Here is a 24446-nt window from a genome sequence, read left to right as displayed (position 1 = left end):
ATTGATTAAAAATGTGACGACCGTCAGTGGAAAAATTCGTCATAGATTTTGTTTATCACTCGGTCAGGATTATCAATTGGACGCATATTGAATAACGACTTAATCTTTGATTTAGATCAAGGCGCAACAATGCGAATTGAATCTAACAGTCTTAGAAACAGTAGGCGGGTATCCGATATCAAGAATCTAGATAAGTAAACGCTCGGACAAGCGAGAGCATGTTGAGTGGTTACTTATTTGGATTAAAAAATACATGGATTAGAAACTAAGCCCTTCAATACTTCCGCATTATCTCAATAAATAACGCGCTTGTTTTCACGGGCACCCTGCTTGCTGGTATATCTGCGAGGAGTAAAGTCGTGAGCCAAAAAGAACAAATAAAAACATACAAAGGTCCAGCTGGTGGTTGGGGTGCACTGAAAGCCGTAACCAGAAGTTGGTGGGGCAGTGAAAATGCAGTTAAAAACATTCGCACCATGCTCAAAACCAACCAAAATGGCGGTTTCGACTGCCCGGGATGTGCATGGGGTGAGTCGCCAGATAGTGGTAAAGTCAATTTTTGTGAGAATGGCGCGAAAGCAGTAAACTGGGAAGCGACCAATCGTCTGGTTGATCCTGAGTTTTTTGCCAATCACAGCGTTTCTTCTCTCTCAACGCAAACCGATTACTGGTTGGAATACCAAGGCCGTATCACGCACCCAATGCGATACGATGCTGAATCCGATCACTATGTGCCAGTCTCTTGGGATGAGGCTTTTGCACTTGTCGCGAAACATCTCAATCAATTGGATTCACCACACCAAGCTGAGTTTTATACCTCTGGTCGTGCAAGCAACGAAGCGGCGTTTTTGTATCAGCTATTTGTGCGCGCATTCGGTACCAATAACTTTCCAGATTGTTCCAACATGTGCCACGAAGCCAGTGCTATCGGGATGAAAGACACCATTGGCGTTGGTAAAGGCACAGTGATCTTTGATGATTTTGAAGAAGCTGATGCGATTTTCGTGATTGGTCAAAACCCGGGCACGAACCACCCACGAATGCTTGAACCTCTGCGCGAAGCGGTGAAACGTGGTGCACAGGTTATCTGTCTAAACCCGCTGAAAGAGCGCGGATTAGAGCGTTTCCAAAACCCACAAATGCCGATTGAGATGTTGAGTAATGGCTCAGAGCCTACAAACACGGCGTACCTGCGTCCTGCTTTGGGCGGAGACATGGCAGTATTTCGTGGCATCGCGAAATTCTTGTTGCAATGGGAACGCGAGGCATTGCAAAACGGTGGAAAAGCGGTATTTGATCGTGAATTCATCAAGCAACACACAACAGGTATTGATGAGTATTTGGCTGAAGTGGACGCAACCTCTTGGGAACACATCGCGGAACAATCGGGTCTTGATTTAAGTGAAATCGAGATGGTGGCGAGCATGTATCGACGTGCAGAACGTGTGATCATGTGTTGGGCGATGGGGTTGACTCAGCATCGTCACTCTGTACCAACCATTAAAGAAGTCGCAAACGTGCAAATGTTACGAGGTAACGTTGGTAAGCCGGGCGCGGGTCTTTCACCAGTACGTGGTCACAGTAACGTTCAGGGCGACCGTACGATGGGCATTGATGAAAAACCTTCAGATCTGTTGTTGGATCGCATTGAAAGTCGATTTAACTTTGCCGTCCCGCGCGGTGAAGGCCACAACACTGTGCAAGCCATTAAAGCGATGGAAGAAGGGCAAGCGAAAGTATTTATCGGTTTGGGCGGTAACTTTGCACAAGCAACGCCAGACACAGAACGTACGCACAACGCGATGCGAAACTGTAATTTAACCGTACACATTTCGACGAAGTTAAATCGTTCTCACCTTGTCACAGGTAAAGATGCGCTTATTCTTCCGTGCTTAGGCCGTACCGAGATTGATCAGCAAGCAACTGGCCCACAAGGCGTGACGGTTGAAGATACTTTCAGCATGGTGCATATCTCATTTGGTCAGCTAAAACCGCGTTCGGAGCATTTGCGTTCAGAACCAGCGATTATTGCCGGTATTGCCAATGCTACACTCGGGGCAAAACCAATTGATTGGTTGTGGGCGATTGAAGATTACGACCGTATTCGCGATTTGATTGCCGACACGATTCCGGGCTTTACCGACTTTAACCATAAGCTTAAACACCCGGGTGGATTCCACTTGGTAAACCCAGCTGCTGAGCGTCGATGGAATACACCAAGCGGCAAAGCACAGTTCAGCTCTAGCGAGTTGCCGAAGCAGTTGATCAGCGAAGCGATACTCGAAAAAGGCCAAAAGCCAGATTTGATCTTGCAAACCATGCGCTCACACGACCAATACAATACGACACTTTACGGCTTGAATGACCGTTATCGTGGAGTATTTGGTATGCGCGAAGTGCTGTTTATCAATGAAGCGGATATTCGTAAACTCGGTTTTGAACCGGGCGACAAAGTGGACATGGTGTCATTGTGGGAAGATGGCGTTGAGCGCCGTGTGAGCGGATTTACGCTTGTTGCCTATGATGTACCAGCAGGTCAGGCGGCGGCTTACTATCCAGAAACAAACCCATTAGTTCCTTTGGACAGTTATGGGGATAGAACGTTTACGCCAACCTCTAAGTTTATTGCGATAAAATTGGAAAAATCGACATCCGATAAGATCGCTTTGGTGGAAGCGGAATAGTGACCAAACCGGCACAACGACATTTCCGATAAGCAAACGGCTGATATTAATTATCAGCCGTTTTTAATTGCGCTCAGTCTGCATTTAGTGCGCATAGCTTGTGTATAATGTTAATGACATTATGCTGCTCGATAATAGACAGATAAGGCCGATTTGAATCTAATTTCAAGTAGTAAAACTAATAAGAAGATGCTTATGACCTTGAAAAATATAATTAAATTAACAATCAGTCACTTAGTGGCAGTTTCTATTGGCATTGCGATAGGTATCTATACTTTACCGATCCTTATTGCACCACCTGCGCCGACCGATGAACAAGTTGCTAAGAGCAAGCAAGGTGCAGAATACAGCGCAGTGTTTAAGAGGGAACTCAAAGGTAGCGACGCTTTTCATTGGGGAGAGGGAGAAATTCATTTGAGTTCTGAAGTCATTACGTTGGTAGGAAAACTCGCTCCCGGACCAGACTATAAACTCTATCTATCTCCTAAGTTTGTCGAAACGGAACAAGAGTTTAATGACCTTAAATCTGAGATGAGCTTAATTGGTGATGTCAAAACGTTCGATAACTTCGTTGTTGAGGTTCCTCAAAGCACTTCAATTTCTGAATACAATACGGTTGTTGTATGGTGCGAGACATTCGGTGAGTTCATTACTTCGGCAAAGTATCAATAAACCTTAGCAGTAGAGTAAAAGGCTTTTCTTTTCACTTTACGCTAGGATGTTGTTTCGCATCATTAGAAGGCAAAGACTCTTAAACATTCTAAATTTAAGAGTCTTTGTTTAGAGTTATTGACAGAACCATTCGACTTGTAAGTCGTTTGCACCTTTCAGGCTACGTTCTGGAAAAACAAGATTTCGAACTATTTAGAGTTATTCTCTGTTTGGCTTGTTTCGTTCGATGACGCTAATCGCAATGGCTAAAAATAGAATATCTTTTACTAAAAAGAAGTTTGTCACCAAAACCCCATCAGACACTTTCCATGTATTCGGTGTTGTAATTAGAAAGCTGAGTGTCGCAAGAAAAATAATTGCGGCGGCTATGCCAGAAAAATAAGCGACTCGTGTGTTTTTAAGGCCAACGATTAATCCAATAGCGACAATGATTTCTGTTGCGCCAATGATGTTTGATACGGTTTGAACTGACATCACATCATACAACCAACTCATCAGAAAATGATTTTCAACGAGCGGTTGTATAAGCTTGGCCTCTGTAGGTGTGAATTTATAAATACCAATCCATATTAGAACTAAAGAAACGCCGAAAACTCCGATAAGATATCCAATTGAGTCACATTGATGATGGCTTTTTACGTTTTGCATAATTAACTACATTCTCCTGTTTGTTAGCGCTTCCAACAAGACCTATAAGGTTGGTAGAAAATTTCATAGGTTTTTTTTGCTCAAACAACAGATATTAAAAATCACGTGATACAGAATTACGTGTTTGATAGAACTTAAGGATATTTCGTGGAAGTTAAAATTTTTCAGGTTGACTCGTTTACATCAGAGGTTTTCAAAGGTAATCCCGCGGGTGTTTGTATCACAGAGTCAAGCCTTGATGAGGAAACGATGTTGGCCATCGCGGCCGAGATGTCGTTATCTGAAACGGCATTTCTGTCACTCAGTACAATGCAACTTCGTTGGTTTACACCGAGGACGGAAGTTGCTTTGTGTGGACACGGCACACTTGCAACGGCGCACGTTCTGAAAGAGCAGGGGTTATATAATACTGGAGATACGATTGAGTTCGTTACGCTATCTGGGGTTTTAACTGCACAACTCGATCATGAAGAAATTCATTTGGTGTTTCCTGCTCCAACTTTAGATATGCGAGCTAGTATTAACAAAGACTTACTTCATGGTTTGGGGTTAGATGCCGCCAATGTAGTCGCCTACGGTCAGTTTGATAATAAGCAGTTGGTCGTCATTAATGATGAATTTGTACTTGAACAGCTCGACCCTGATTTTGGTGCGCTGCTTAAACAAAAAGGCCGTGGCGTCGTCATCACTGCTCAATCAAGCACTGACGCCGATTTTGTCTCTCGATACTTCGCGCCTTGGGTGGGTGTTAACGAGGACCCAGTTACAGGCTCTGCACATTGCGCTTTATGTGTTTACTGGGCTAAAAAGCTCAACAAAAAGCAACTGAAAGGCTTCCAAGCCTCTAAGAGAAGTGGGGTCGTTCATACAGAGTTGTTAAGCATTGAGCACGTTAAACTTTCTGGAAGTGCGGTAACTATATTGCGAGGATATATGAGAATCGCGTAGCGGTCCCTGTGGGAATGATTTTATTTTCGTGTTACCCAATGCTCAATAGTGAATACGCTTGAATGCTTCTTATTTAAGTGGTTAATTTTGTTTGTAACCCCCCTGACACGGTGGTGTATAACGATTGGAGAGTTATATGAAAACTATCGGCCTTCTAGGTGGTATGAGCTGGGAGTCGACGCTTAGTTATTACAAATTGATCAACGAAGGAGTCAAAGAGGCGTTAGGCGGCCTAAATTCCGCAAAAATTTGTATGTATAGCGTGAATTTTTCGGAGATAGAGAAACTTCAACATCAAGGTAAATGGGAAGAAACGGCAAGCATTCTATCTGATGCTGCATCTTCAATAGAAAAAGGGGGCGCTGACTTCATTCTTATTTGTACTAACACAATGCACAAAGTTGCGCCTCAAATTGAAGCCAGTATTAATATCCCCATACTACATATCGCAGACGCGACTGCTGAGTTACTTCGTGAGAAAGGGGTTCAAAAGGTCGGACTCCTTGGTACTCAATTCACAATGGAGCAAGACTTTTATAAAGGAAGGCTTTCCGACCGTTATGGGCTTGATGTCGTCATTCCCGATCAAGACGACCGCTCTAAAGTACATAACATTATTTATAAAGAGTTATGCCAAGGTGAAATCAAAGAGGAGTCAAGGACGATATACTTGCAAATTATTGAAAAACTAAAAGAGCACGGAGCTGAAGCTGTGATTCTCGGGTGCACTGAAATTGCCTTACTTGTAAACCAAAGTCACACCGAGGTTACACTACTTGATACAACTTCTATCCATGCTCAAGCAGCAGTCCGTTTGGCAATTGAAGGTGAATGATCTACGCTTTCTTTCCTGCAAAAAAAGAGAAAACCAAGCACGTGGTTTTCTCTTTTTTATTATCAAGTTATAAGCGAGCAAATTTGAGAGTTCTGTATCCACCAATCAAGTTGCGGGCTTTGTAACCATTGTTGACCAGCTGACGGTATGCTACGTTACCGCGTAACCCAACTTGACAGTAAATCACGATCTCTTTGTCTTTAGGAAGTTCGTGCATGCGACGACGTAGTTGATCGACAGGAATATTAATTGCACCTTCAAGATAACCAACGGACTCCAATTCACCAGGATTACGAACATCAAGTAACAGTTGGTCTTCTGTCAGTGAATCCATTTCATCATAATGAATCGCGGTCGCATCGCCTTTGATGATGTTATTTGCCACAAACGCCGCTTGGTTAATTACATCTTTAGCAGAGCCATAAGGTGGCGCGTAAGTTAGCTCAAGGTGTTGCAGTTGTTCTACCGTCATACCAGCACGCTGAGCAACTGCCATTACGTCGATACGTTTATCAACACCGTCTTTACCTACTGCTTGCGCACCTAATATTTTACCTGTTACTGGATCAAACAGCATTTTGAATGACACGGTTTCTGCACCTGGGTAGTAACTCGCGTGACTTGCTGTATGCACATACACTTTTTCATAAGCGATGTTTTCACGTTTCAGCTGTTTCTCGTTTTTACCAGTAGAAGCGACGGCTAAATCAAAGATCTTACAGATCGCCGTGCCTTGCGTACCTTGGTAAGTTTCTTGGCGGCCAAGCATGTTGTCTGCTGCCATTCGGCCTTGACGGTTTGCCGGGCCCGCAAGTGGCACTAGAGTTTGCTCGCCAGTCACGAAGTCTTTCTCTTCTACCGCGTCGCCGACAGCGTAGATCGAAGGATCGCTGGTTTGCATGTATTCATTGGTATAAATACCACCAAGAGCGCCGATTTCTAAGCCAGCTTCTTTTGCTAATTTGGTCTCGGGGCGAACACCAATTGCCATAATCAGAATATCGGTGGTGAGTCTTTCACCATTGTTTAGTGTTAATTCCAATTCACCTTCTAGATGTTGGTGTTTTTCGCTCTCACCAGAGTCGAAACTTGCCACGTGCTCGTTAGGTACGAATTTCACCGACTCAAGTGCGACGCCAAGTTTAAGTTCGATGCCTTTCTCACGAATTTCAGCATGTGCGAAGCCAGCCATTTCTCGGTCAACGGGCGTCATCACTTGATCCGCCATTTCAACCAATGTGGTTTTTACGCCAAGCTGGTGGAAGGCTTCCATCATTTCCAAACCGATAAAACCACCGCCAACGACTGTAGCGTGTTCAACTTTGTTGGTTTCGATCGTCTTAATGATACGATCCATATCTGGAATATTACGCAGTGAGTGCGTTAACGGGTTATCAATACCGGGAATAGGCGGCACAACTGGACCTGCACCAGGGCTAAGTAGAAGGAAGTCGTAACTCTCTTGGTATTCAGAGCCATCAAGTAGGTTCTTAACCGTAACCGTTTTATCTTGGCGGTTAATTGAAACCACTTCGTTCATCACACGAACATCAACATTGAAACGCGCTAAAAAGCTCTCAGGCGTTTGAAGAAGCAGTTTGCTGCGTTCTTGGATATCGCCACCAATGTGGTACGGCAAGCCACAGTTTGCAAATGACACAAATGGACCGCGTTCAAACATAATGATTTCTGCGTCTTCACTAAGACGACGAGCGCGAGCTGCTGCAGATGCACCGCCAGCAACACCACCAATAATCACGATTTTGCTCATGGATTTCTCCTACTGAATGATCGAAAGCGTCTACACCTTACTTAAATAAATTAGCTGTGTCTAATGTTAATTTGGCTACATTAGCATTGACTTAATAATGTTAATTAGTAATATCTAATAAAAATTAACGTATTGATGAAGGGGCATAAGAATGGGCGACAGTATGCTACAAAGCGCGACCGAAGCGAGTGAGCTACTTAAAATTATGGCTCATCCGGAGCGCTTAATCGTGATGTGCAAGCTAATTGAAGGCGAAAAAGGGGTCGGTGAACTGTTTGAAGGCTCAACATTAAGCCAATCAGCCTTTTCACAACACCTCACCGTATTGAGAAAACACGGCATCATCAAAGCTCGAAAGGTGTCTCAGCAGGTGTTTTATTCGATTTCTGATGGGAGAGTCGCTCCGCTGATCGAAGCGTTTAACCAAGTTTTCTGTAAGCAATAATTCAAACTTTATATCGGGGTTGTTATGTTTGAAGTTCCTTGGATGTCGCTTTTGGGCGGCGTAATGGTTGGCGCATCAGCGGTAATATTGATGCTTTTCACTGGTAAGACGGCGGGAATTAGCGGGATATTAAATGGCGCTGTTGAGAATACAGATCGCGTTTGGCGAATTGTGTTCTTAATTGCGATGGCATTAGGCGGTGTGTTTGCTGTTTATGCCCTTGGCGGACACGTACCAACTGAGTACAGCGGTTCTCTTGGTTTGGTTGTCGTTGCTGGTTTGCTTGTCGGAGTCGGTACACGTATTGGTAATGGTTGTACAAGTGGTCATGGTATTTGCGGAATGGGGCGTTTCTCTGTCCGTTCTGTTGTCGCGACGTGTACTTTTATGGCAACAGCCATGTTAACCGTCTTGCTAGTCTCGTAAGGAATAGTGTCGTAATGAAAACCCACGTAATGAAAAGTATTAAGCAAATTTCCATCGTTGCATTTTCTGGTGTGCTCTTCGGCATTGGTATGGTGATTTCCGGTATGGCAGACCCGGCAAAAGTGATCGGCTTTCTCGATATTACCGGTTCATGGAACCCAAGCTTAGCCTTCGTTATGGGCGGAGCACTTGCGGTGTTCGTTCCTGCTTATCTGTTATTCATAAAGCCAAGAAGCGAATCTGTGTTTGGTGATGAGATTGTATGTCCAACTTCTAAAGCGATAGACAAAAAGCTAGTTGGTGGTGCAGCACTGTTTGGTATTGGTTGGGGCTTATTGGGTGTGTGTCCTGGTCCTGCGGTTGCCAGCCTTTTTACTGGCAACGTACAAGTTCTGCTCTTTATAGCGGCAATGTTGGTTGGGTCATTCACCGCTAAAAGAGTGGTTCGTGGCTAAAAAGAGAGCGTCGTAGATACCGGGCAATGATCACTCAGTTTGTAGTCGAGCACATCTTGTGTTTTGAAAACGGTTTGAACACCAGACGACGCCTTTAAATCACCACTCACAATAATGTGGTCTATCACCGAGCGGAATTGGTGGGTTTTATTCGGATTACGATTAGAACGCACTTTACATTCCGCTTTGGTATTTTTGGTCACTAACTTAGCATCGGTATTGTCCGATAGTACTTCCCATAACCAATCTCCTCGATAACCCAAATTGTGGTTAAAGTCGCCAAGCACCGCATATTGTTGTTTGTTGTCTTCGCGCGCTTTTATCCACTTAGCTAGTGCCTGTCCTTGTTGTTTCACTATCTTACAATCGCGGTTATTACGATACGCGCCACTGCAACCCGCTTTCAGATGTACAGAGAGTAGGTGAGTCTCGTTTTCTTGGTTTGGATTGAAAACAAGGTAGCTCGCGAAGCGCAGCTTGCTGTTGCCTCGTGTGATTGAGAAGTCTGGCTTGTCTAATACGCTTACGCCATTGCGCACGGCAAAGCCTGTGTATTGGTTAGTGTCGTTAAACTGAAGGTGTCGGTTGGAGGCGTTTGAACGATCGGAAAGATAAATAGTGAAGTCATTGCCAACGGCTTTTTGGATGGCAGCAGCACTTTCGACTTCTTGAAAAGCAAAAATGTCGGCTTGTGTTTTATCCACATAGTGGGTCAGCTTTTCAAAATCTTGTGGTGTTCTCGACACTTTTCCACCATCTATAGATAACCATTCTATGTTCCAACTGGTTAGATTGATGGAGTTTTGAGCAAATGAAAGAGAACTAAAAAGTAATATTAACGTAACAAAAAGTGATCGCATTTTGGCCTGTTGCACTCCTATCTTTTAGCGTATTCCTTTCCATCCTTTATCCTACAAGACCTCCAAAAATAGCAAGTAGATTTAGTACCAATTTTGCAATTTTCATGGTTTTCTTCGCAACTGAGATCAACGCCAATAAGATCGATTTCTTCTTGTTCGCTAGCCAATCTTTATTGATCAAAATCAATGTTTTCGAGTGGTGCTTCTCGTTAAATACGCCACAATATATTGTGTTGCCAGAATAAAAAATGACCCCATATAGTGTGTTTATGGATAACTCTGTGAGTATGCTCGGGTAAGGAGAACAAAGTGAAACCAATCGTAATCAAACGCGACGGATCAAGAGCTCCGTTCAACAGGGATCGTATCCAAGCAGCAGTTGAAGCAGCAGCGGAAAACAAAGATAAAGATGTCGCTATTTATGCTCTTAATGTGGCTCTTGCTGTCGAGTTACAGTTAAGAGAACACGATGAAGTTCACATCCATGAGATTCAAGACTTAGTCGAAAATGAACTCATGCAAGGTCCTTACAAAGCCCTAGCGCGTTCTTACATTGAATATCGCCACGATCGCGACATCGCTCGTGAGAAGCAAAGTGCACTAACTCGCGAAATCGAAGGTTTGATTGAAGAAAGTAATCTGGATCTAATCAACGAGAACGCGAACAAAGACGGCAAAGTAATTCCGACTCAACGTGACTTGTTGGCTGGTATCGTAGCGAAACACTACGCGAAGACGCACATTCTTCCTCGCGATGTGGTTCAAGCGCACGAAGTGGGTGACATTCACTACCACGATTTAGACTACGCACCGTTCTTCCCAATGTTTAACTGTATGCTTATCGATCTTAAAGGCATGCTGACGCATGGTTTTAAAATGGGTAACGCTGAGATTGATACGCCAAAATCAATTTCGACTGCAACAGCGGTAACAGCACAAATCATTGCTCAAGTCGCGAGCCACATTTACGGCGGTACAACCATCAACCGTATTGATGAGGTTCTAGAACCGTACGTAATCACAAGCTACGAGAAACACCTAGAGATTGCAAAAGAGTGGAACATTGCTGAGCCAGAAGAGTTCGCAAAAGCGCGCACTGAGAAAGAGTGTTACGACGCATTTCAATCTCTAGAATACGAAGTAAACACGCTGCATACAGCGAACGGTCAAACCCCATTCGTTACGTTCGGTTTTGGTCTTGGTACAAGCTGGGCATCCCGCCTGATCCAGAAATCGATTCTGAAGAATCGTATTGCAGGTCTAGGCAAGAACCGTAAAACAGCGGTATTCCCTAAACTTGTATTCGGCATCAAAGATGGTTTGAACCACAAATCAGAAGATCCAAACTACGACATCAAGCAACTTGCGCTTGAGTGTGCGTCTAAGCGTATGTACCCAGACATTCTTAACTACGACAAAGTAGTGGAAGTAACCGGTTCATTCAAAACGCCAATGGGTTGCCGTAGCTTCCTTGGTACTTACGAAGAAAGCGGTGAGCTGATTCACGAAGGTCGTAACAACCTTGGCGTCGTGAGCTTGAACCTTCCTCGTATCGCTATCCGTGCAAACGGAAGCGAAGAGAAATTCTACGAGCTTCTAAATGACCGCCTACGTCTTGCTCGTAAAGCACTAGAGACACGTATCTCTCGCCTTGAAAACGTGAAAGCACGCGTGGCCCCAATCCTATACATGGAAGGCGCATGTGGTGTTCGCTTGAAAGCAGACGACTCAATCGCAGATATCTTCAAGAACGGTCGTGCGTCTATTTCTCTTGGTTACATCGGTGTACACGAGACAATTAACGCGCTATTCGGTACAGAAGCGCACGTTTATGATGACGCTGTTTTGCGTGAAAAAGCGGTCGCTATCATCAAGCATCTAAAAGATGCTGTGAATCAATGGGCTGACGAAACTGGCTATGGCTTCAGCTTATATGCAACGCCAAGTGAAAACCTATGCAGCCGTTTCTGCCGCATCGATGCGAAAGAGTTCGGTGTAATTGAAGGCGTAACAGACAAAGGTTACTACACCAACAGCTTCCACCTAGATGTTGAGAAGAAGGTGAACCCGTACGACAAGATCGACTTTGAGATGCCTTACCCAGAAATCTCAAGCGGCGGCTTTATCTGTTACGGCGAGTTCCCGAACATGCAACGTAACGTTGAAGCACTAGAAAACGTATGGGACTACAGTTACACCCGAGTGCCTTACTACGGTACAAACACGCCAATTGATGAGTGCTACGAGTGTGGCTACAACGGCGAGTTTGACTGTACAAGTAAAGGCTTCACTTGCCCAAGCTGTGGTAACCATGACTCAACTAAAGTATCAGTAACACGTCGAGTTTGTGGCTACCTAGGCAGCCCAGATGCACGCCCGTTTAACTTCGGTAAGCAAGAAGAAGTGAAGCGCCGAGTTAAACACCTGTAAGGTTTACTACCACTCGTTTTAACACTTTGAAAATCAACTTTAAACAGGTTGATTTTCTCTTTCGCGATAACACAGAGACGCATTATGAATTACCACCAATACTATCCAATTGACGTTGTTAACGGACCGGGTACGCGCTGCACGCTGTTTGTGTCGGGTTGTGTGCATCAGTGCCGTGGGTGTTATAACCAGTCGACGCAACGTTTGGATTCTGGTGTACTTTTCACGCAAGAAGCGGAAGACAAAATCATCGCTGACTTAAACGACACGCGTATCAAACGCCGTGGCTTGTCGTTGTCGGGTGGAGATCCGCTTCACCCTGCTAATGTGCCTCATATTTTGAAGATAGTGAAAAGGGTGAGAGAGGAGTGCCCAGGTAAAGACATTTGGGTTTGGACTGGCTACACGCTGACGGAACTGAATAACGCGCAAAGGGAAGTGGTGCAATACATCGATGTTTTGATTGATGGTAAGTTTGAACAAGACAAGAAAGACCTCAATCTCGAATGGCGTGGCAGTTCAAACCAAATCATTCATCGCTTTACGGACATCTAATCAAGCATTCTCCGCACATAAAAAGGGCTCACGCGTGCATAACGGGTGAGCCCTTTTGGTGTGAGTTCGTTAATGTCTTTTTGGTTACGCTGTCACCGATTGGTCATCTTCAACCATATTATTTATCCAACGTTTAGATTGAATACGGTAAGTCGTCAGTACGCCTTTCACTAACTCTTCCGCGAGCAGAGACATCAAGACAAAATGCAAAGGCAGCCCTAACACCATGCCTGTGTAATAAGTAAGGGGGATGCCAATAGCCCACTGACCGAACGTGTCGATGAAAATGCTATAGCGAATATCAGCGCCACTCTTTAGTACGCCGCCAATCCCAACCATGTTAAACACCCTCAAAATCATACCTAGCGCCATGACTAAACATACGTTAAGTGCCATGTCTGCATCGGTTAACGGGCTCAGTACCAATAGGTGATGAATCATGGGCGAGCTCAACCACACTAGGAAAAACAGCAAGGTGGCTAAGATTGCGCTGGTTAACACATACCACCACGCCGTTTTCTCGACTCGGTCATAATGTTTTGCACCAATATCATTCCCAAGAAGAACGGATGCAGCGACCGCAAATCCCATAAAGGTTGAAATCAGTACCCCTTCAATCGGTGATAAGAATGAGATGATCGCCAGTTCTGAAACGCCCAATTGACCATAGATGATGCTGTAAACGATCAATCCACCAGTCCAAAGTGCATCGTGGACCAACATGGGTAAAGAAACCTTAAAGTACTTTTTTCGATACTGTTTTAAGCGGCCTTGTACCCAATCGAACTTAGTCGGAATTAGGTAAGCATATCGTTTGTAGAAAAAATAAATCAAGACGGCGGTTTGGAAAAATCGAGAAACAAAACTACCTACGGCTGCACCAAATACGCCCCATTGAGGGAAACCAAATAAACCAAAAATCAAAACATAATTAAGCGCGACGTTAACGACAATGGCGGAGATACTAACGTTGGTTGCCAGTTTGGTTTGGCCCACGGAGCGCAATACCGCTTCAATCGGTACTACTATCGCCGTAGCAATGAGGCTAAAGCCCGTAACCACAAGATAATCACGTGCATAAGTGACGTATTCAGGATCGTCTGACATAAAAGAGACGATCTCTTCATCAAAAATCGCATAAAGAACGATAAACGGCAGCGTCACCAAAATGGAAATAAACCAAGATTGCGCCAACGTTCTGCGAATTCCGGCTAGGTTTCCTGAGCCGTAGTATTGAGAAGCAAGTACGGTAACTGCACCGCACAGGCCAAAGACAACCGCTAGGTTGAAGAAAAAGATACGATTTCCAACTCCAACTGCTGCCGTTGCAGATTCTCCGAGTAGGCTTACCATGAAAATATCCACGACGCCGAGCAAAGCAAAAAGCATGGACTGAAGTGAAACAGGTAGGCCAATCGTAATCAGCTTTTGCCAAAATGCTTTATCGATGTATTCGCGTGTTAAGAGCATCGCATTTCTCCTTAAAGATTAATGCGAGTAGTTTATCCTCATGATTTGGCGGTGTATTTTTCAAAGGAATCCAAAACCTTTGTAAAACTCTCTACTAACGCACATGTGAGCCAATAAATCATGGAAGATAAACAAGAACGCTACGCGATTTCAGAAAAAACTTATCAAGAGTTTATTGATCACAGTCGAGTATTAGCACTTGAGGAGAGAGGCATTGTGCAGTGCGGCATTGCCACTTGTCGTGACTTCTTCTCTGTTTATCGTAAAAACCAAAAGAAACACATGCTGCTCTATACGGTGCGTGGTAAAGGGTGGCTAGAGAGTGGGACTTATCGATACGATTTGGAACCGGGCTCGTTGATTACAGTACCCGCAGGTGTTGAAAACGGTTTTGGTATAGAAGAAGAACCTTGGCAGATCGCGTGGCTTTTTCTTGCTCCTGATAGAGAGTGGCCGATATTAGAATGCGATGTTCGCTACCAGCTTTCATCTACACCTGAAGTGATGTATGCATGTATCCAAACGTTACTACGCAGCATTAACCTTCCAATCGATTATGGTGGTGCGGTAGGTGAGCATAGTGTGGCTCAGTTAGAGCTGATGTTAAACATGCCGCCCTCAGAGTCGATATCACGCAGCCAATTGAGGCTTCGGCGTGTATTTGACCTTGTCCAACGTCAGCTCCATAAGGATTGGAGCGTTGAGCAGGTGGCGGCTCTATATCCATGTTCGGAGCCTCATTTGCATCGACTGACTCAAAAGCAGTTTGGTCGAAGCCCAATGGCACATTTAACGCGTATGCGCATGGAATATGCTGCTAGGTTACTTCGTTCAACAGAATGGCCAATTCAGCATATTGGAGAAATAGTCGGATATCCGACCAGCGCTAACTTTAGTACACGTTTTAAAGCGTGGTCGACCATGACACCAAGAGAGTTTAGAAAAAACGGTAGAGTGGATTGGTACAACGAGGAGTGAATCGTTCTTTTTCTGAACGATAGAGCGCACAAAACTCACCGCAATCCAGAATTTTGTTCTCTAATTGATGAAATAAGTGAAAAATCATTTCGTCATTTTTTGCGATGGTGTTAACGTGAGGTTCGGTACTTGAATTTCAAAGGGTTATGACTTTCATGTTTTCTAATCTCCCAACTCCCGTATTAGATCCTATTTTATCTCTATCCGTTGCATACCGTAACGATGAACGTCCAAACAAGGTTGACCTTGGCATTGGCGTATACAAAAACAGCGCAGGCGAAACGCCGATTATGAAAGCCATTCAAATGGCGCAGGATGTCGTTGTTGAAACTCAAAAAACCAAGTCTTATGTTGGTCTTGCAGGTTGCGAAGAATTTAATAAAAGCATGATCAATTTGCTACTGACGGGAACGTCTGCAATGGATCGTGTTGCAGCTATTCAAACGCCAGGTGCAAGTGGTGCGCTGCGTATGCTCGGTGATCTAATGAAGATCGCACAGCCAGATACGACGGTTTGGATTTCCAACCCAAGCTACGTAAACCACAAGCCAGTGATGGAAGCAGCAGGCCTTAAAGTTAAGTTCTACCACTATTTCTCTTCGGAAACGAAACAAGTAGACACCGAAAAAATGATGGATGATCTTGCGAAAGCTGGGCCTTCAGATGTGGTACTTCTTCATGGTTGTTGCCACAACCCAACTGGTGCGGATATTGACTTCTCTGCTTGGCAAGCCATTACAGAATTGTCGCAGAAGAACGGTTTCATCCCATTTGTGGACATTGCTTACCAAGGCTTCGGTGATGGCCTAGAAGAAGACGCAAAAGGCCTTCGTTTTATGGCAGATAACGTTGAAGAGATGTTGATTACTACTTCATGTTCGAAGAACTTTGGTCTGTACCGTGAACGAACTGGTGCAGCGATTGTGGTTGGTAAGAACATGCATGATGTAACCAATGCAAAAGGTAAACTCCTCACTCTAGCTCGCTCGACTTACACGATGCCACCCGACCATGGTGCAGCTTTAGTTAAGACCATTCTGCAAGATGACAATCTCACTTCCGTTTGGAAGCAAGAATTGAGTGAAATGCAACATCGTTTGGTTAGCCTTCGTCAAAGTTTGTGTAACGAGTTGAGAAACAACCATAATACAGATCAATTTGATTTCATTGAGGGTCACAAAGGCATGTTTACTGTGCTAGGCTTTAGTGGAAACCAAATGGCGCAACTGCGTGAAGATTATGGCATTTATGGTGTTGGCGATGGTCGAATTAACATTGCCGGACTTACCGAAACTCATATTCCATACGTAGCGGACGCAATTAAGAAAGTATCTCAAGCTTAATTGGAGTGTGGATGAAAAACTGGAAACTGATTCTGCCGCTTATGATGAGCGGCAGTTTAATTGCTTGTACGTCAACTCAAACGACGCAGGAACCTGTTGAGCCAGAGTCGCCAAAGGTCGAAGAGCCCGTTAAAGTCGAGCCAGAAGTGAAACCTGATGTAGATCCAAAGCCAGAGGTGGAGCCCAAACCAGAAGCGAAACCTGAGAAAAAGCCGGAACCAAAGCCTAAGAAGCCAGTCAAGGTCACAAAAACACCCGATGGCATGTTAATTCTTGGTTCTGAAGAATGGGTTTATGTTCCTGAAATTGACCAGACTTTCAAGGCTAGAGTCGATACAGGTGCGACAACATCATCAATTAGTGCGACTGACATTGTTCCGTTTGAGCGTGATGGTAAAGACTGGGTTAAATTTAAGATAGATTTAGGTGACAAAGACACCAAAGAATTTAAAGTACCCGTTGAGCGCTGGGCTAAAGTTAAGCAGTCTTTGTCAGAAGAGGTGGATAAACGAGCGGTGGTAAAAGCCTACATTACCGTTGGGGATCACAAAGAAAAGACAGAGTTTACGTTAGCGGATCGCGGACATATGACGTTTCCAATTTTGCTTGGTCGAAGCTTTTTTAGAGATATTGCCGTTGTGGATGTATCGAAAAAATATGTGCAAGATAAACCTAAAAAAACCGCTAAAAACTGATGTATTAAAGCTAGTTTCTGCTACAAGCTAATAATTCTTGATTAGCAAAAAATGGCCTCCAAAATCGGAGGCTATTTTTATTGAATCATATGCTTGCTTGTGATGCCCTGGTAGTCATAGTCATGTCCACTAAAATGCAAAACGAGCAGACATTACAATTTGCTGGCCATAGACACCATTATTTTTAAAATCTGCACCAAGCGATAGTTGCTGAGTTGAGTGGAATCGTGCGCCTAGATTGTAAATGGTATTCGAATCGTCATTATCTATGATTTGGCCGATACGGCCATGTAGCTCAACATTTTGCATAAACCAAATACGAGTGCCAATATTCACTTCCGTGCGCCACTCGTCGCCGACTTTATCACTGCCGTTCTCTTTAATGTTGTGTACCAACATTTGGCCATAAATATCTGCAAATTGGCCTGCTGGCCCATTAAAGCCTATACCACCAGCAATGTCCCAGTCTCCGCTGAATTCACTGTCTGCGCGAGCAATGAAATGGGTATTCTCTGTAAAGTAGGTATTGAACTCGCCACCAAATGTACCAGGGCTAGTGCCCATGCGAAATTCCATCGTGTTGTAGTTGAAATTATTTGCATGTGCGGAAAGTGGCAAAATAGCACACAAACCAAAGGCTGCAACCTTTAGAGCTTTACCTAGCATGGTGTCTCCGGGCAAGATGAATAAAATGAACAAAAAAATGGTCTGCAAAAAGCAGACCAAGATTGATAAAGCTATCATTTTAAGTGCTTGCCGTCACTATTTAGCTGTAATCGTCACTACATCATGTTGATATGCACAGCAATCGGGGTTTGTTTTACATGACCACGAGTTGTTCGACTTCAATCTCTGGTTTGTTCCCGCCTTCAAATTCGCCAAACAGACGGACTTTAGTCGTATGATCAATCGGAGTATTTAGCTGAATATCGTCATCGAGTTCGACCATCACTTCACCGGAACCATCGCTAAAGACAAACTTATCCGCGCGAACTTGACGCAATAAGTTACCTTCAACGACCACATCTTTTTCAGTAAACATATTGGAGTCGTTTAGCAAGGCATCCAATTTTTCCACAGTGACAGGACCGTTAAACTGCAAGTTTGATTGGTTTTGAGCGTTATCTTTCGCGAACGCGATAGAAGGAGCAATAGCTAAGGCGGCGATTGTTGCGATAATTGTATTCTTTTTCATGTTACATCCTCATCGGTTTGTTTTGATGGGGTCATTAAAGCAGGGCTTGTTTGAACCAATGATGATTTCAACATTCATATTCTATTCATTTGCTTGAGTAAGTGGGGACGATGACGTTATGATTGTTCATCTTCCTCTATTCCTTACAAATGTTCATGAAATCAGCGATCCCATCTTTAATGGTTCAAGGCACCACTTCGGATGCCGGAAAAAGTGTCCTTGTGGCAGGTTTATGCCGTGTATTAGCACGAAAAGGGATAAATGTTGCCCCATTTAAGCCACAAAACATGGCACTAAATAGTGCGGTAACCAAAGATGGCGGTGAAATAGGTCGAGCACAGGCCGTTCAGGCACAGGCGTGTAATATTGAGCCAACCGTACATATGAATCCGGTTTTAATTAAACCTAACAGTGATACAGGTGCTCAGATCATTTTGCAGGGTAAGGCGATTTCCAATATGGATGCGGCTGGCTTTCATGATTACAAGAAAGTGGCGATGGACACGGTGTTAGATTCCTTCTCTCGTCTGACTCAAGAATTTGATTCGATCATTATCGAGGGCGCGGGGAGTCCTGCTGAAATCAATTTACGAGAAGGCGATATTGCAAACATGGGTTTTGCTGAGGCCGCTGATGTACCAGTGATCATTGTTGCTGATATTGATCGTGGTGGAGTGTTTGCACATTTGTACGGAACACTTGCGTTACTTTCTGAATCTGAACAAGCGCGAGTAAAAGGATTTGTTATCAACCGTTTTCGAGGTGATATTCGTTTATTGCAATCGGGCCTCGATTGGCTAGAAGAAAAAACAGGTAAACCTGTACTTGGTGTACTTCCTTTTCTTCATGGTTTGAATTTAGAAGCAGAAGACGCGATCACTGCGCAGCAAGAGTTGCACTCTGAGGTAAAACTGAATGTTGTTGTGCCTGTTTTAACCCGGATTAGTAATCATACTGATTTTGATGTGCTGCGATTGAATCCAGATATCAATCTACGTTATGTAGGTAAAGGCGAAAAAATAGATAAAGCCGACCTTGTTATTTTGCCTGGGACCAAATCAGTGAGAGACGACTTAGAGTATCTAAGAAGCCAAGGGTGGGATAAAGATATCTTGCGTCATATTCGTCTTGGTGGAAAAGTGATTGGTATCTGTGGCGGCTACCAGATGCTTGGAAACTTGATTGATGATCCAAACGGCGTCGAAGGCCAACCAGGTCAAAGCGAAGGACTTGGCTTGCTTGATATCACTACGACGCTAACTAACAGCAAACAGCTTACAAACACACAAGCACAGCTTTCTCTTAACGGCAAAACAGCCAATGTAAAGGGTTATGAAATCCACGTAGGGCGAAGTGAAGTACGGGGCCTGCAACCTCTTACATTCAGTTCCGGTGAAGCGGAGGGGGCGATCAGCGAGTGTGGCCAAATCATGGGAACCTACCTTCACGGGTTCTTTGACGAGGCAGCTGTCTTAAGCCTGGTATCAGAATGGGTAAACGGCACCCAAATCAAACAACAAGACTTTGAAGAGTTAAAGGAGCAAGGCATTAATCGCATCGCAGATGCGATAGAACAACATGTGCGCCTTGATTTTTTGTTTAAATAGCCCATTAACTGATTGAACTTTATATTTAAATAACCTGTTCTTTCGCTTGCCTTGTATTGGAGTATCTCTATGAAAGCATGGAAACAGTATGCTTGCCTTACGGTAGTATTAAGCATTTCATTTTCAGCAAACGCATCAACGAACCTAAAAGTGTATGCAGCCTCTTCTATGACGAATGCGATTAACGAGATCGCGCAAAACTTTGAAGAAAAGTATGACGTTTCTATTACTCCCGTTTATGGTGGTTCTTCTTCTATCGCTCGACAAATTATCAATGGCGCACCAGCGGATGTATTCATTTCTGCGAACACGAAATGGATGGATTATTTGGTCGATAAAGACGTCATTTATCGTGACAATGTCACAAATCTAGTGCGCAATAGCTTAGTGTTGATTGCTCCTCAGTCTTCAGAATTAACCTCATTTAACTTTTCTGATGCAAAGGCATGGGAGAAGGCATTGCATGGAAATCGTCTTGCTTTAGGCAATCCGACGTCAGTACCTGCTGGTATGTACGCGAAAGAGTCATTGACTACACTGGGTGTATGGAAAGCGGTTCAAACTCACGTCGCACCAGCAAAGAATGTGCGCTTAGCTTTGGCGTTGGTTGAACGTGGAGAAGCGCCTTTAGGTGTGGTCTACAAAACCGATGCTCAGTTAACTGATAAAGTCAAAATTGTCGGCGAATTTGCGAGTGATACGCATGCGGCTATTGTTTACCCGGCTGCAATTGTGAATGATTCTACTGAGTCGGAGCAGTTCTTCCAGTACCTAAAATCGGACGAAGCCGCACGCGTTTTTGCTCAATATGGCTTTCAGCAATAAACCGGCCTTCAATTATAGGAACGAAGCGTGACAGAACTGGAATACCAAGCCTTAATGTTAAGCCTCAAAGTAGGCGCGTACGCAGTACTTTGGCTGATTCCTCTCGGCGTTTTTCTTGCTTGGCTACTTTCTCGAAAAACGTTCTTTGGTAAATCGATTCTCGATAGCTTAGTTCATTTACCACTGGTATTGCCGCCAGTGGTAATCGGCTATTTGTTGTTGATTTCTTTAGGACGACAAGGGTTCCTTGGAAAGTGGCTCTATGAAAACTTAGGGGTAGTCTTTAGCTTTAATTGGAAAGGGGCAGTAGTCGCTTGTCTTGTCGTGGCTTTGCCTTTGATGGTTCGTTCAGTACGCTTAAGCTTAGATAGCGTCGACCCTAAATTGGAGCACGCAGCCTCTACGTTAGGCGCTTCTCCTTTAAAAGTGTTTCTCACCATCACGTTACCACTGACCATTCCCGGAATTATTACGGGCACGATGCTGTCATTTGCTCGTAGTCTTGGCGAATTCGGGGCGACGATCAGTTTCGTCTCTAACATTCCGGGTGAGACCCAAACGATTCCGCTGGCAATGTACAACTTTATTGAAACGCCAGGTGCAGAAATGCAGGCGGCTCGTCTGTGTATCATTTCTATCGCGTTAGCCTTGTCTACATTAATGATCTCTGAATGGCTAAATCGTAAAGCGGCAAGCAGATTGGGTGCGAAGCAATGACGATTAAAGTCCAATTTAAACAAATGCTTGGTGAGACTGACTTCGACATCAAACTTAAGTTACCCTGTAACGGAATTAGTGCCTTGTTTGGACGATCTGGTGCTGGTAAAACGACGTTGATTAACATCATCAGCGGATTGGTAACTCCAAGGCAAGGGTATGTTGCGGTTGGTGAGCATGTTTTGTTTGACAGTGAACAGGGAATCAACCTACCAACGCACAAGCGTGGTATTGGTTATGTGTTTCAGGATTCACGTTTGTTTCCTCACTATTCGGTTCAAGGCAATTTGTTATATGGCGTTAAAGAAAAAGATGACGAGTATTTTGATGCAGTCACCGAACTCTTGTCTATCAAACCGTTACTAAAGCGCTTTCCGGTATCACTTTCTGGTGGTGAAAAGCAACGTGTTGCGATTGCGCGCGCATTGCTATCTAAACCCAATTTGCTTTTGATGGATGAGCCACTTGCCTCACTCGATATGCCAAGAAAGCGTGAGGTAATGCCTTTTCTTGAGGAGTTGTCGGAGAAGGTAAATATCCCTATTATCTATGTCACACACAGTCTCCAGGAAATTTTAAGGCTTGCTCAGCACCTTGCAATTATTGACCAAGGTAAAATTTCGAGTTCAGGTAAGCTTGAAGAAGTGTGGGCTTCTCATGCTATGCGTCCATGGCAATCTTTCTCAGATCAAAGCAGCTTATTTGAAGGCCGGATTGCTGAACATCATGAACGTTATGCACTGACTTGTATCAGCCTTGCACCTAATGTATTCCTGTGGGTGCAAAAGATTGACGGAACACCAGACACGCCAATACGCTTGCAAGTGCGTGCCAACGACGTTTCTATCACGCTCGAGCAGCCCAAGGCGACGTCGATTCGAAATATTCTGCCTGCTATTGTCGATTCCATCGAAGTGTTTAACGCAGCCGATGACAAACAGAGTATTAATGTATCACTCAAGCTAGACGAGAAATGTTATTTGTGGGCAACGATCACACCGTGGGCCCTTGACGATCTCAACCTAAAAATTGGTAGCCGTGTTTTTGCACAAATTAAAGGTGTCAGTGTGACACAAAAAGATATGGCACTAGCGCCTCATTAACCGTTTAGACTGATTTACGCTTCATGATCAAAAAAGGCCGCAAAGTGCGGCCTTTGTTACTAGAAGAATGTCGGAATTACTTCGCGAATACTTCTTTGAATTCACGCTTAAGAAGTGGGTCACGACGTGCTTTCTTAAGTTGCTTAACCATGTCTTTCACACAGTTGTGAAGCACATTATCAAGTAGTTGAGCACGGTATTCTTCTTTATCTTCATCTGTCATGTTTTCTGGCAGATTAAGAGTCGGAAACTCTTCCATCACATTAATACCAGCGAATGCTTGGCCTACAGAAACTAGAGCATGAAACTGTTCAAAGTTGTCTAGAATGTTCTGTGCACTTGCTGGCATTTCGTCCCATGATTCACGTACCGCTTCTTCAGACACTTCATGGATAGAGGTAACCATTTCGAACATTTGCTCTGGAACTTCGTCAAATTCGATAACTTTACGTAGCTCTGGAGAAATGCTGGCTAGATCGATTTTTTTGCTTTCGCTGTTAGTTGCTTCTGACATGGTGTGTCTCTCATTACAAAAAGGCGGGAATATTAATACCAAATGCATCAAATAGCTATACCCATTAGTCCGCAAGATGACCAAAGTGAATGAGTTTGTTGAACTTCTGCTCACAGGCTATGATTAGATAGGGTAACGTCCAGTCTAACTGCTTTATGCAATGGATTCCGTGATATTCAAACAAAAATATAGCACTTAATTATGAGTCGAATGCAACAACTCTATGAGTATGGTATATGTTTAATAAAGACATAATTAAAAATGGAACGCGTTATGCAACCGACAGGGACATCGATGCGAATCCTTCTGGTTGACGATGTTCAGCTAGACAGGATGCAGTTGGCTATTCGTCTAAAGCAACTTGGACATATTGTAAAAGCCGTAGGTAGTGGACTAGAGGCGTTAAATACCTACGAGAGTTTTGATCCGGAACTGGTGTTACTCGATATATCAATGCCAGATATGAACGGTTTTGAAGTCTCTCTTCATATAAGAGAAACGTTTCCGGATTGGATCCCAATTATTTTCTTGAGTAGTCACGAAGAGCCAGAAATGATTGCTAAAGCCATAGACGCGGGCGGTGATGACTATTTAATTAAGCCGGTAGATAAACTGGTACTGAACTCTAAACTTATCGCAATGCAGCGTATTGCTCATATGAGACGAGAGCTTAAGCAAGCGACAGCTCAATTAGAGCAAGTTAATCAACTTTTGACTCAACAAGCGAATGAAGATGGCCTAACCAAACTCTATAACCGCCGTTATATCGACCATAAGTTGGAATCGATGGTTGCATGGCATGGCCGTCACAACATGCCAATGGCTTTGATTCTATTGGACGTCGATTTTTTTAAACCGTTTAATGATAATTACGGTCATATTGAAGGCGATCGTTGCTTGCAAGCGATTGCGAATCAACTCAAGGCTACTTTTTGTCGCTCTGGGGAATATGTAGGTCGATATGGTGGAGAAGAGTTTGTCGTGTTGCTAGGGTGTACCGACACTCAAACAGCAGAAAGAGAAGCCGAGCGTATACAAGAGGCTATGTATTTTCTCGATTACCCACATGAGTATTCTAGTGTGTCAAATAGAGTGACAGTGTCACAGGGTGTTTTTGTTTTTCAACCGACAGGGAAAGAAGTGCAATCAGACTTGTATGCAACCGTTGATAAAGCGCTATATACCTCGAAGTCTTTGGGAAGAAACACACATACTTTAGTTAATTCTCTTTAAAAACAAAATCTTATGAACGCCACTCTTTTTGTTGCGT

24 protein-coding genes are annotated in these 24446 nt (G+C 43.9%); 17 read left to right on the top strand and 7 right to left on the bottom strand.

Annotated features, from left to right (window positions below):
* Positions 1-359: 359 nt before the first annotated feature.
* Together R7Z77_RS12165 and R7Z77_RS12160 are read left to right on the top strand one after the other, a co-directional pair.
* Positions 360-2684, top strand: coding sequence for an FdhF/YdeP family oxidoreductase (locus tag R7Z77_RS12165; RefSeq protein ID WP_064354808.1), 2325 nt, complete (start codon positions 360-362; stop codon positions 2682-2684).
* 195 nt (positions 2685-2879) lie between these two features.
* On the top strand, positions 2880-3356 hold the full coding sequence (locus R7Z77_RS12160; RefSeq protein WP_005376099.1) for a DM13 domain-containing protein: 477 nt from the start codon (positions 2880-2882) through the stop codon (positions 3354-3356).
* 198 nt (positions 3357-3554) lie between these two features.
* Here the strand turns inward: R7Z77_RS12160 and R7Z77_RS12155 are convergent, their stop codons facing one another.
* Positions 3555-4004, bottom strand: coding sequence for a YkgB family protein (locus R7Z77_RS12155; protein WP_053303648.1), 450 nt, complete (start codon positions 4002-4004; stop codon positions 3555-3557).
* Positions 4005-4151: 147 nt separating this feature from the next.
* On the opposite strand from R7Z77_RS12155, the gene R7Z77_RS12150 reads away from it, so the two are divergent.
* Positions 4152-4952 (top strand): PhzF family phenazine biosynthesis protein, encoded by an 801-nt coding sequence (locus R7Z77_RS12150; protein ID WP_064354807.1) that lies wholly within the window; start codon positions 4152-4154, stop codon positions 4950-4952.
* A gap of 136 nt (positions 4953-5088) precedes the next feature.
* Positions 5089-5787 (top strand): aspartate/glutamate racemase family protein, encoded by a 699-nt coding sequence (locus R7Z77_RS12145; RefSeq protein ID WP_017820174.1) that lies wholly within the window; start codon positions 5089-5091, stop codon positions 5785-5787.
* A gap of 67 nt (positions 5788-5854) precedes the next feature.
* On the opposite strand, the gene R7Z77_RS12140 is transcribed toward R7Z77_RS12145, so the two are convergent.
* Positions 5855-7558, bottom strand: coding sequence for an FAD-dependent oxidoreductase (locus R7Z77_RS12140; RefSeq protein ID WP_258470672.1), 1704 nt, complete (start codon positions 7556-7558; stop codon positions 5855-5857).
* 151 nt (positions 7559-7709) lie between these two features.
* On the opposite strand from R7Z77_RS12140, the gene R7Z77_RS12135 reads away from it, so the two are divergent.
* From R7Z77_RS12135 to R7Z77_RS12125, 3 genes are read left to right on the top strand one after another with little or no spacing between them, the layout of a single operon-like run.
* Complete coding sequence (locus R7Z77_RS12135; protein ID WP_318136686.1) at positions 7710-8003, top strand: metalloregulator ArsR/SmtB family transcription factor; 294 nt, start codon at positions 7710-7712, stop codon at positions 8001-8003.
* 24 nt (positions 8004-8027) lie between these two features.
* Positions 8028-8429: a YeeE/YedE family protein gene (locus tag R7Z77_RS12130; protein ID WP_045465622.1), complete on the top strand. Its 402-nt coding sequence runs from the start codon at positions 8028-8030 to the stop codon at positions 8427-8429.
* A gap of 14 nt (positions 8430-8443) precedes the next feature.
* Positions 8444-8884 (top strand): YeeE/YedE family protein, encoded by a 441-nt coding sequence (locus tag R7Z77_RS12125; protein WP_213967857.1) that lies wholly within the window; start codon positions 8444-8446, stop codon positions 8882-8884.
* Here R7Z77_RS12125 and R7Z77_RS12120 read toward each other — a convergent pair.
* Positions 8881-9744: an endonuclease/exonuclease/phosphatase family protein gene (locus tag R7Z77_RS12120; protein WP_213967856.1), complete on the bottom strand. Its 864-nt coding sequence runs from the start codon at positions 9742-9744 to the stop codon at positions 8881-8883. The two genes, R7Z77_RS12125 and R7Z77_RS12120, sit on opposite strands and share 4 nt — an antisense overlap.
* A 309-nt stretch (positions 9745-10053) precedes the next feature.
* Between R7Z77_RS12120 and nrdD the strand changes: the two genes are divergently transcribed.
* Both nrdD and nrdG read left to right on the top strand, forming a co-directional pair.
* Complete coding sequence (gene nrdD / locus R7Z77_RS12115) at positions 10054-12174, top strand: anaerobic ribonucleoside-triphosphate reductase (protein ID WP_205391165.1); 2121 nt, start codon at positions 10054-10056, stop codon at positions 12172-12174.
* Positions 12175-12258: 84 nt separating this feature from the next.
* Positions 12259-12729, top strand: a complete 471-nt coding sequence (gene nrdG, locus R7Z77_RS12110; RefSeq protein ID WP_017634628.1) for an anaerobic ribonucleoside-triphosphate reductase-activating protein — start codon at positions 12259-12261, stop codon at positions 12727-12729.
* Positions 12730-12813: 84 nt separating this feature from the next.
* Here nrdG and R7Z77_RS12105 read toward each other — a convergent pair whose 3' ends face one another.
* Entirely contained in the window at positions 12814-14199 is a 1386-nt protein-coding gene (locus R7Z77_RS12105) for an MATE family efflux transporter (RefSeq protein ID WP_005388027.1), read from the bottom strand.
* 120 nt (positions 14200-14319) lie between these two features.
* On the opposite strand from R7Z77_RS12105, the gene R7Z77_RS12100 reads away from it, so the two are divergent.
* From R7Z77_RS12100 to R7Z77_RS12090, 3 genes are all read left to right on the top strand, one after another.
* Entirely contained in the window at positions 14320-15177 is an 858-nt protein-coding gene (locus R7Z77_RS12100; RefSeq protein ID WP_025767758.1) for an AraC family transcriptional regulator, read from the top strand.
* 155 nt (positions 15178-15332) lie between these two features.
* Positions 15333-16520, top strand: a complete 1188-nt coding sequence (locus R7Z77_RS12095) for an aromatic amino acid transaminase (protein WP_025767759.1) — start codon at positions 15333-15335, stop codon at positions 16518-16520.
* Positions 16521-16531: 11 nt separating this feature from the next.
* The gene (locus R7Z77_RS12090; protein WP_213967854.1) at positions 16532-17215 is read left to right on the top strand and encodes an ATP-dependent zinc protease; all 684 of its coding nucleotides are present in this window, start codon (positions 16532-16534) and stop codon (positions 17213-17215) included.
* A 129-nt stretch (positions 17216-17344) separates the two neighbouring features.
* On the opposite strand, the gene R7Z77_RS12085 is transcribed toward R7Z77_RS12090, so the two are convergent.
* Complete coding sequence (locus R7Z77_RS12085) at positions 17345-17881, bottom strand: hypothetical protein (RefSeq protein ID WP_017634623.1); 537 nt, start codon at positions 17879-17881, stop codon at positions 17345-17347.
* A 154-nt stretch (positions 17882-18035) separates the two neighbouring features.
* The gene (locus R7Z77_RS12080; RefSeq protein WP_005376220.1) at positions 18036-18410 is read right to left on the bottom strand and encodes a YgiW/YdeI family stress tolerance OB fold protein; all 375 of its coding nucleotides are present in this window, start codon (positions 18408-18410) and stop codon (positions 18036-18038) included.
* 155 nt (positions 18411-18565) lie between these two features.
* Here R7Z77_RS12080 and R7Z77_RS12075 point away from each other — a divergent pair, with 155 nt between their 5' ends.
* From R7Z77_RS12075 to modC, 4 genes are all read left to right on the top strand, one after another.
* Entirely contained in the window at positions 18566-20017 is a 1452-nt protein-coding gene (locus R7Z77_RS12075) for a cobyric acid synthase (protein ID WP_053308076.1), read from the top strand.
* Between the two features lie 69 nt (positions 20018-20086).
* Positions 20087-20842 carry a molybdate ABC transporter substrate-binding protein gene (gene modA / locus R7Z77_RS12070; RefSeq protein ID WP_005376225.1) on the top strand — a complete coding sequence of 252 codons (756 nt, stop codon included), beginning with the start codon at positions 20087-20089 and terminating at the stop codon, positions 20840-20842.
* 27 nt (positions 20843-20869) lie between these two features.
* Entirely contained in the window at positions 20870-21559 is a 690-nt protein-coding gene (gene modB / locus R7Z77_RS12065) for a molybdate ABC transporter permease subunit (protein WP_005376227.1), read from the top strand.
* Positions 21556-22662, top strand: a complete 1107-nt coding sequence (modC, locus tag R7Z77_RS12060) for a molybdenum ABC transporter ATP-binding protein ModC (protein ID WP_005376229.1) — start codon at positions 21556-21558, stop codon at positions 22660-22662. The genes modB and modC overlap by 4 nt, the downstream gene beginning before the upstream one ends.
* A gap of 76 nt (positions 22663-22738) precedes the next feature.
* On the opposite strand, the gene R7Z77_RS12055 is transcribed toward modC, so the two are convergent.
* Complete coding sequence (locus R7Z77_RS12055; protein ID WP_005376232.1) at positions 22739-23176, bottom strand: DUF3069 domain-containing protein; 438 nt, start codon at positions 23174-23176, stop codon at positions 22739-22741.
* Between the two features lie 273 nt (positions 23177-23449).
* Between R7Z77_RS12055 and R7Z77_RS12050 the strand changes: the two genes are divergently transcribed.
* Positions 23450-24409: a diguanylate cyclase gene (locus tag R7Z77_RS12050; protein WP_005376234.1), complete on the top strand. Its 960-nt coding sequence runs from the start codon at positions 23450-23452 to the stop codon at positions 24407-24409.
* Positions 24410-24446 lie beyond the last annotated feature (37 nt).

Source organism: Vibrio sp. 1401 (assembly GCF_033340295.1).
This window is presented reverse-complemented; position numbering and strand designations above follow the sequence as displayed.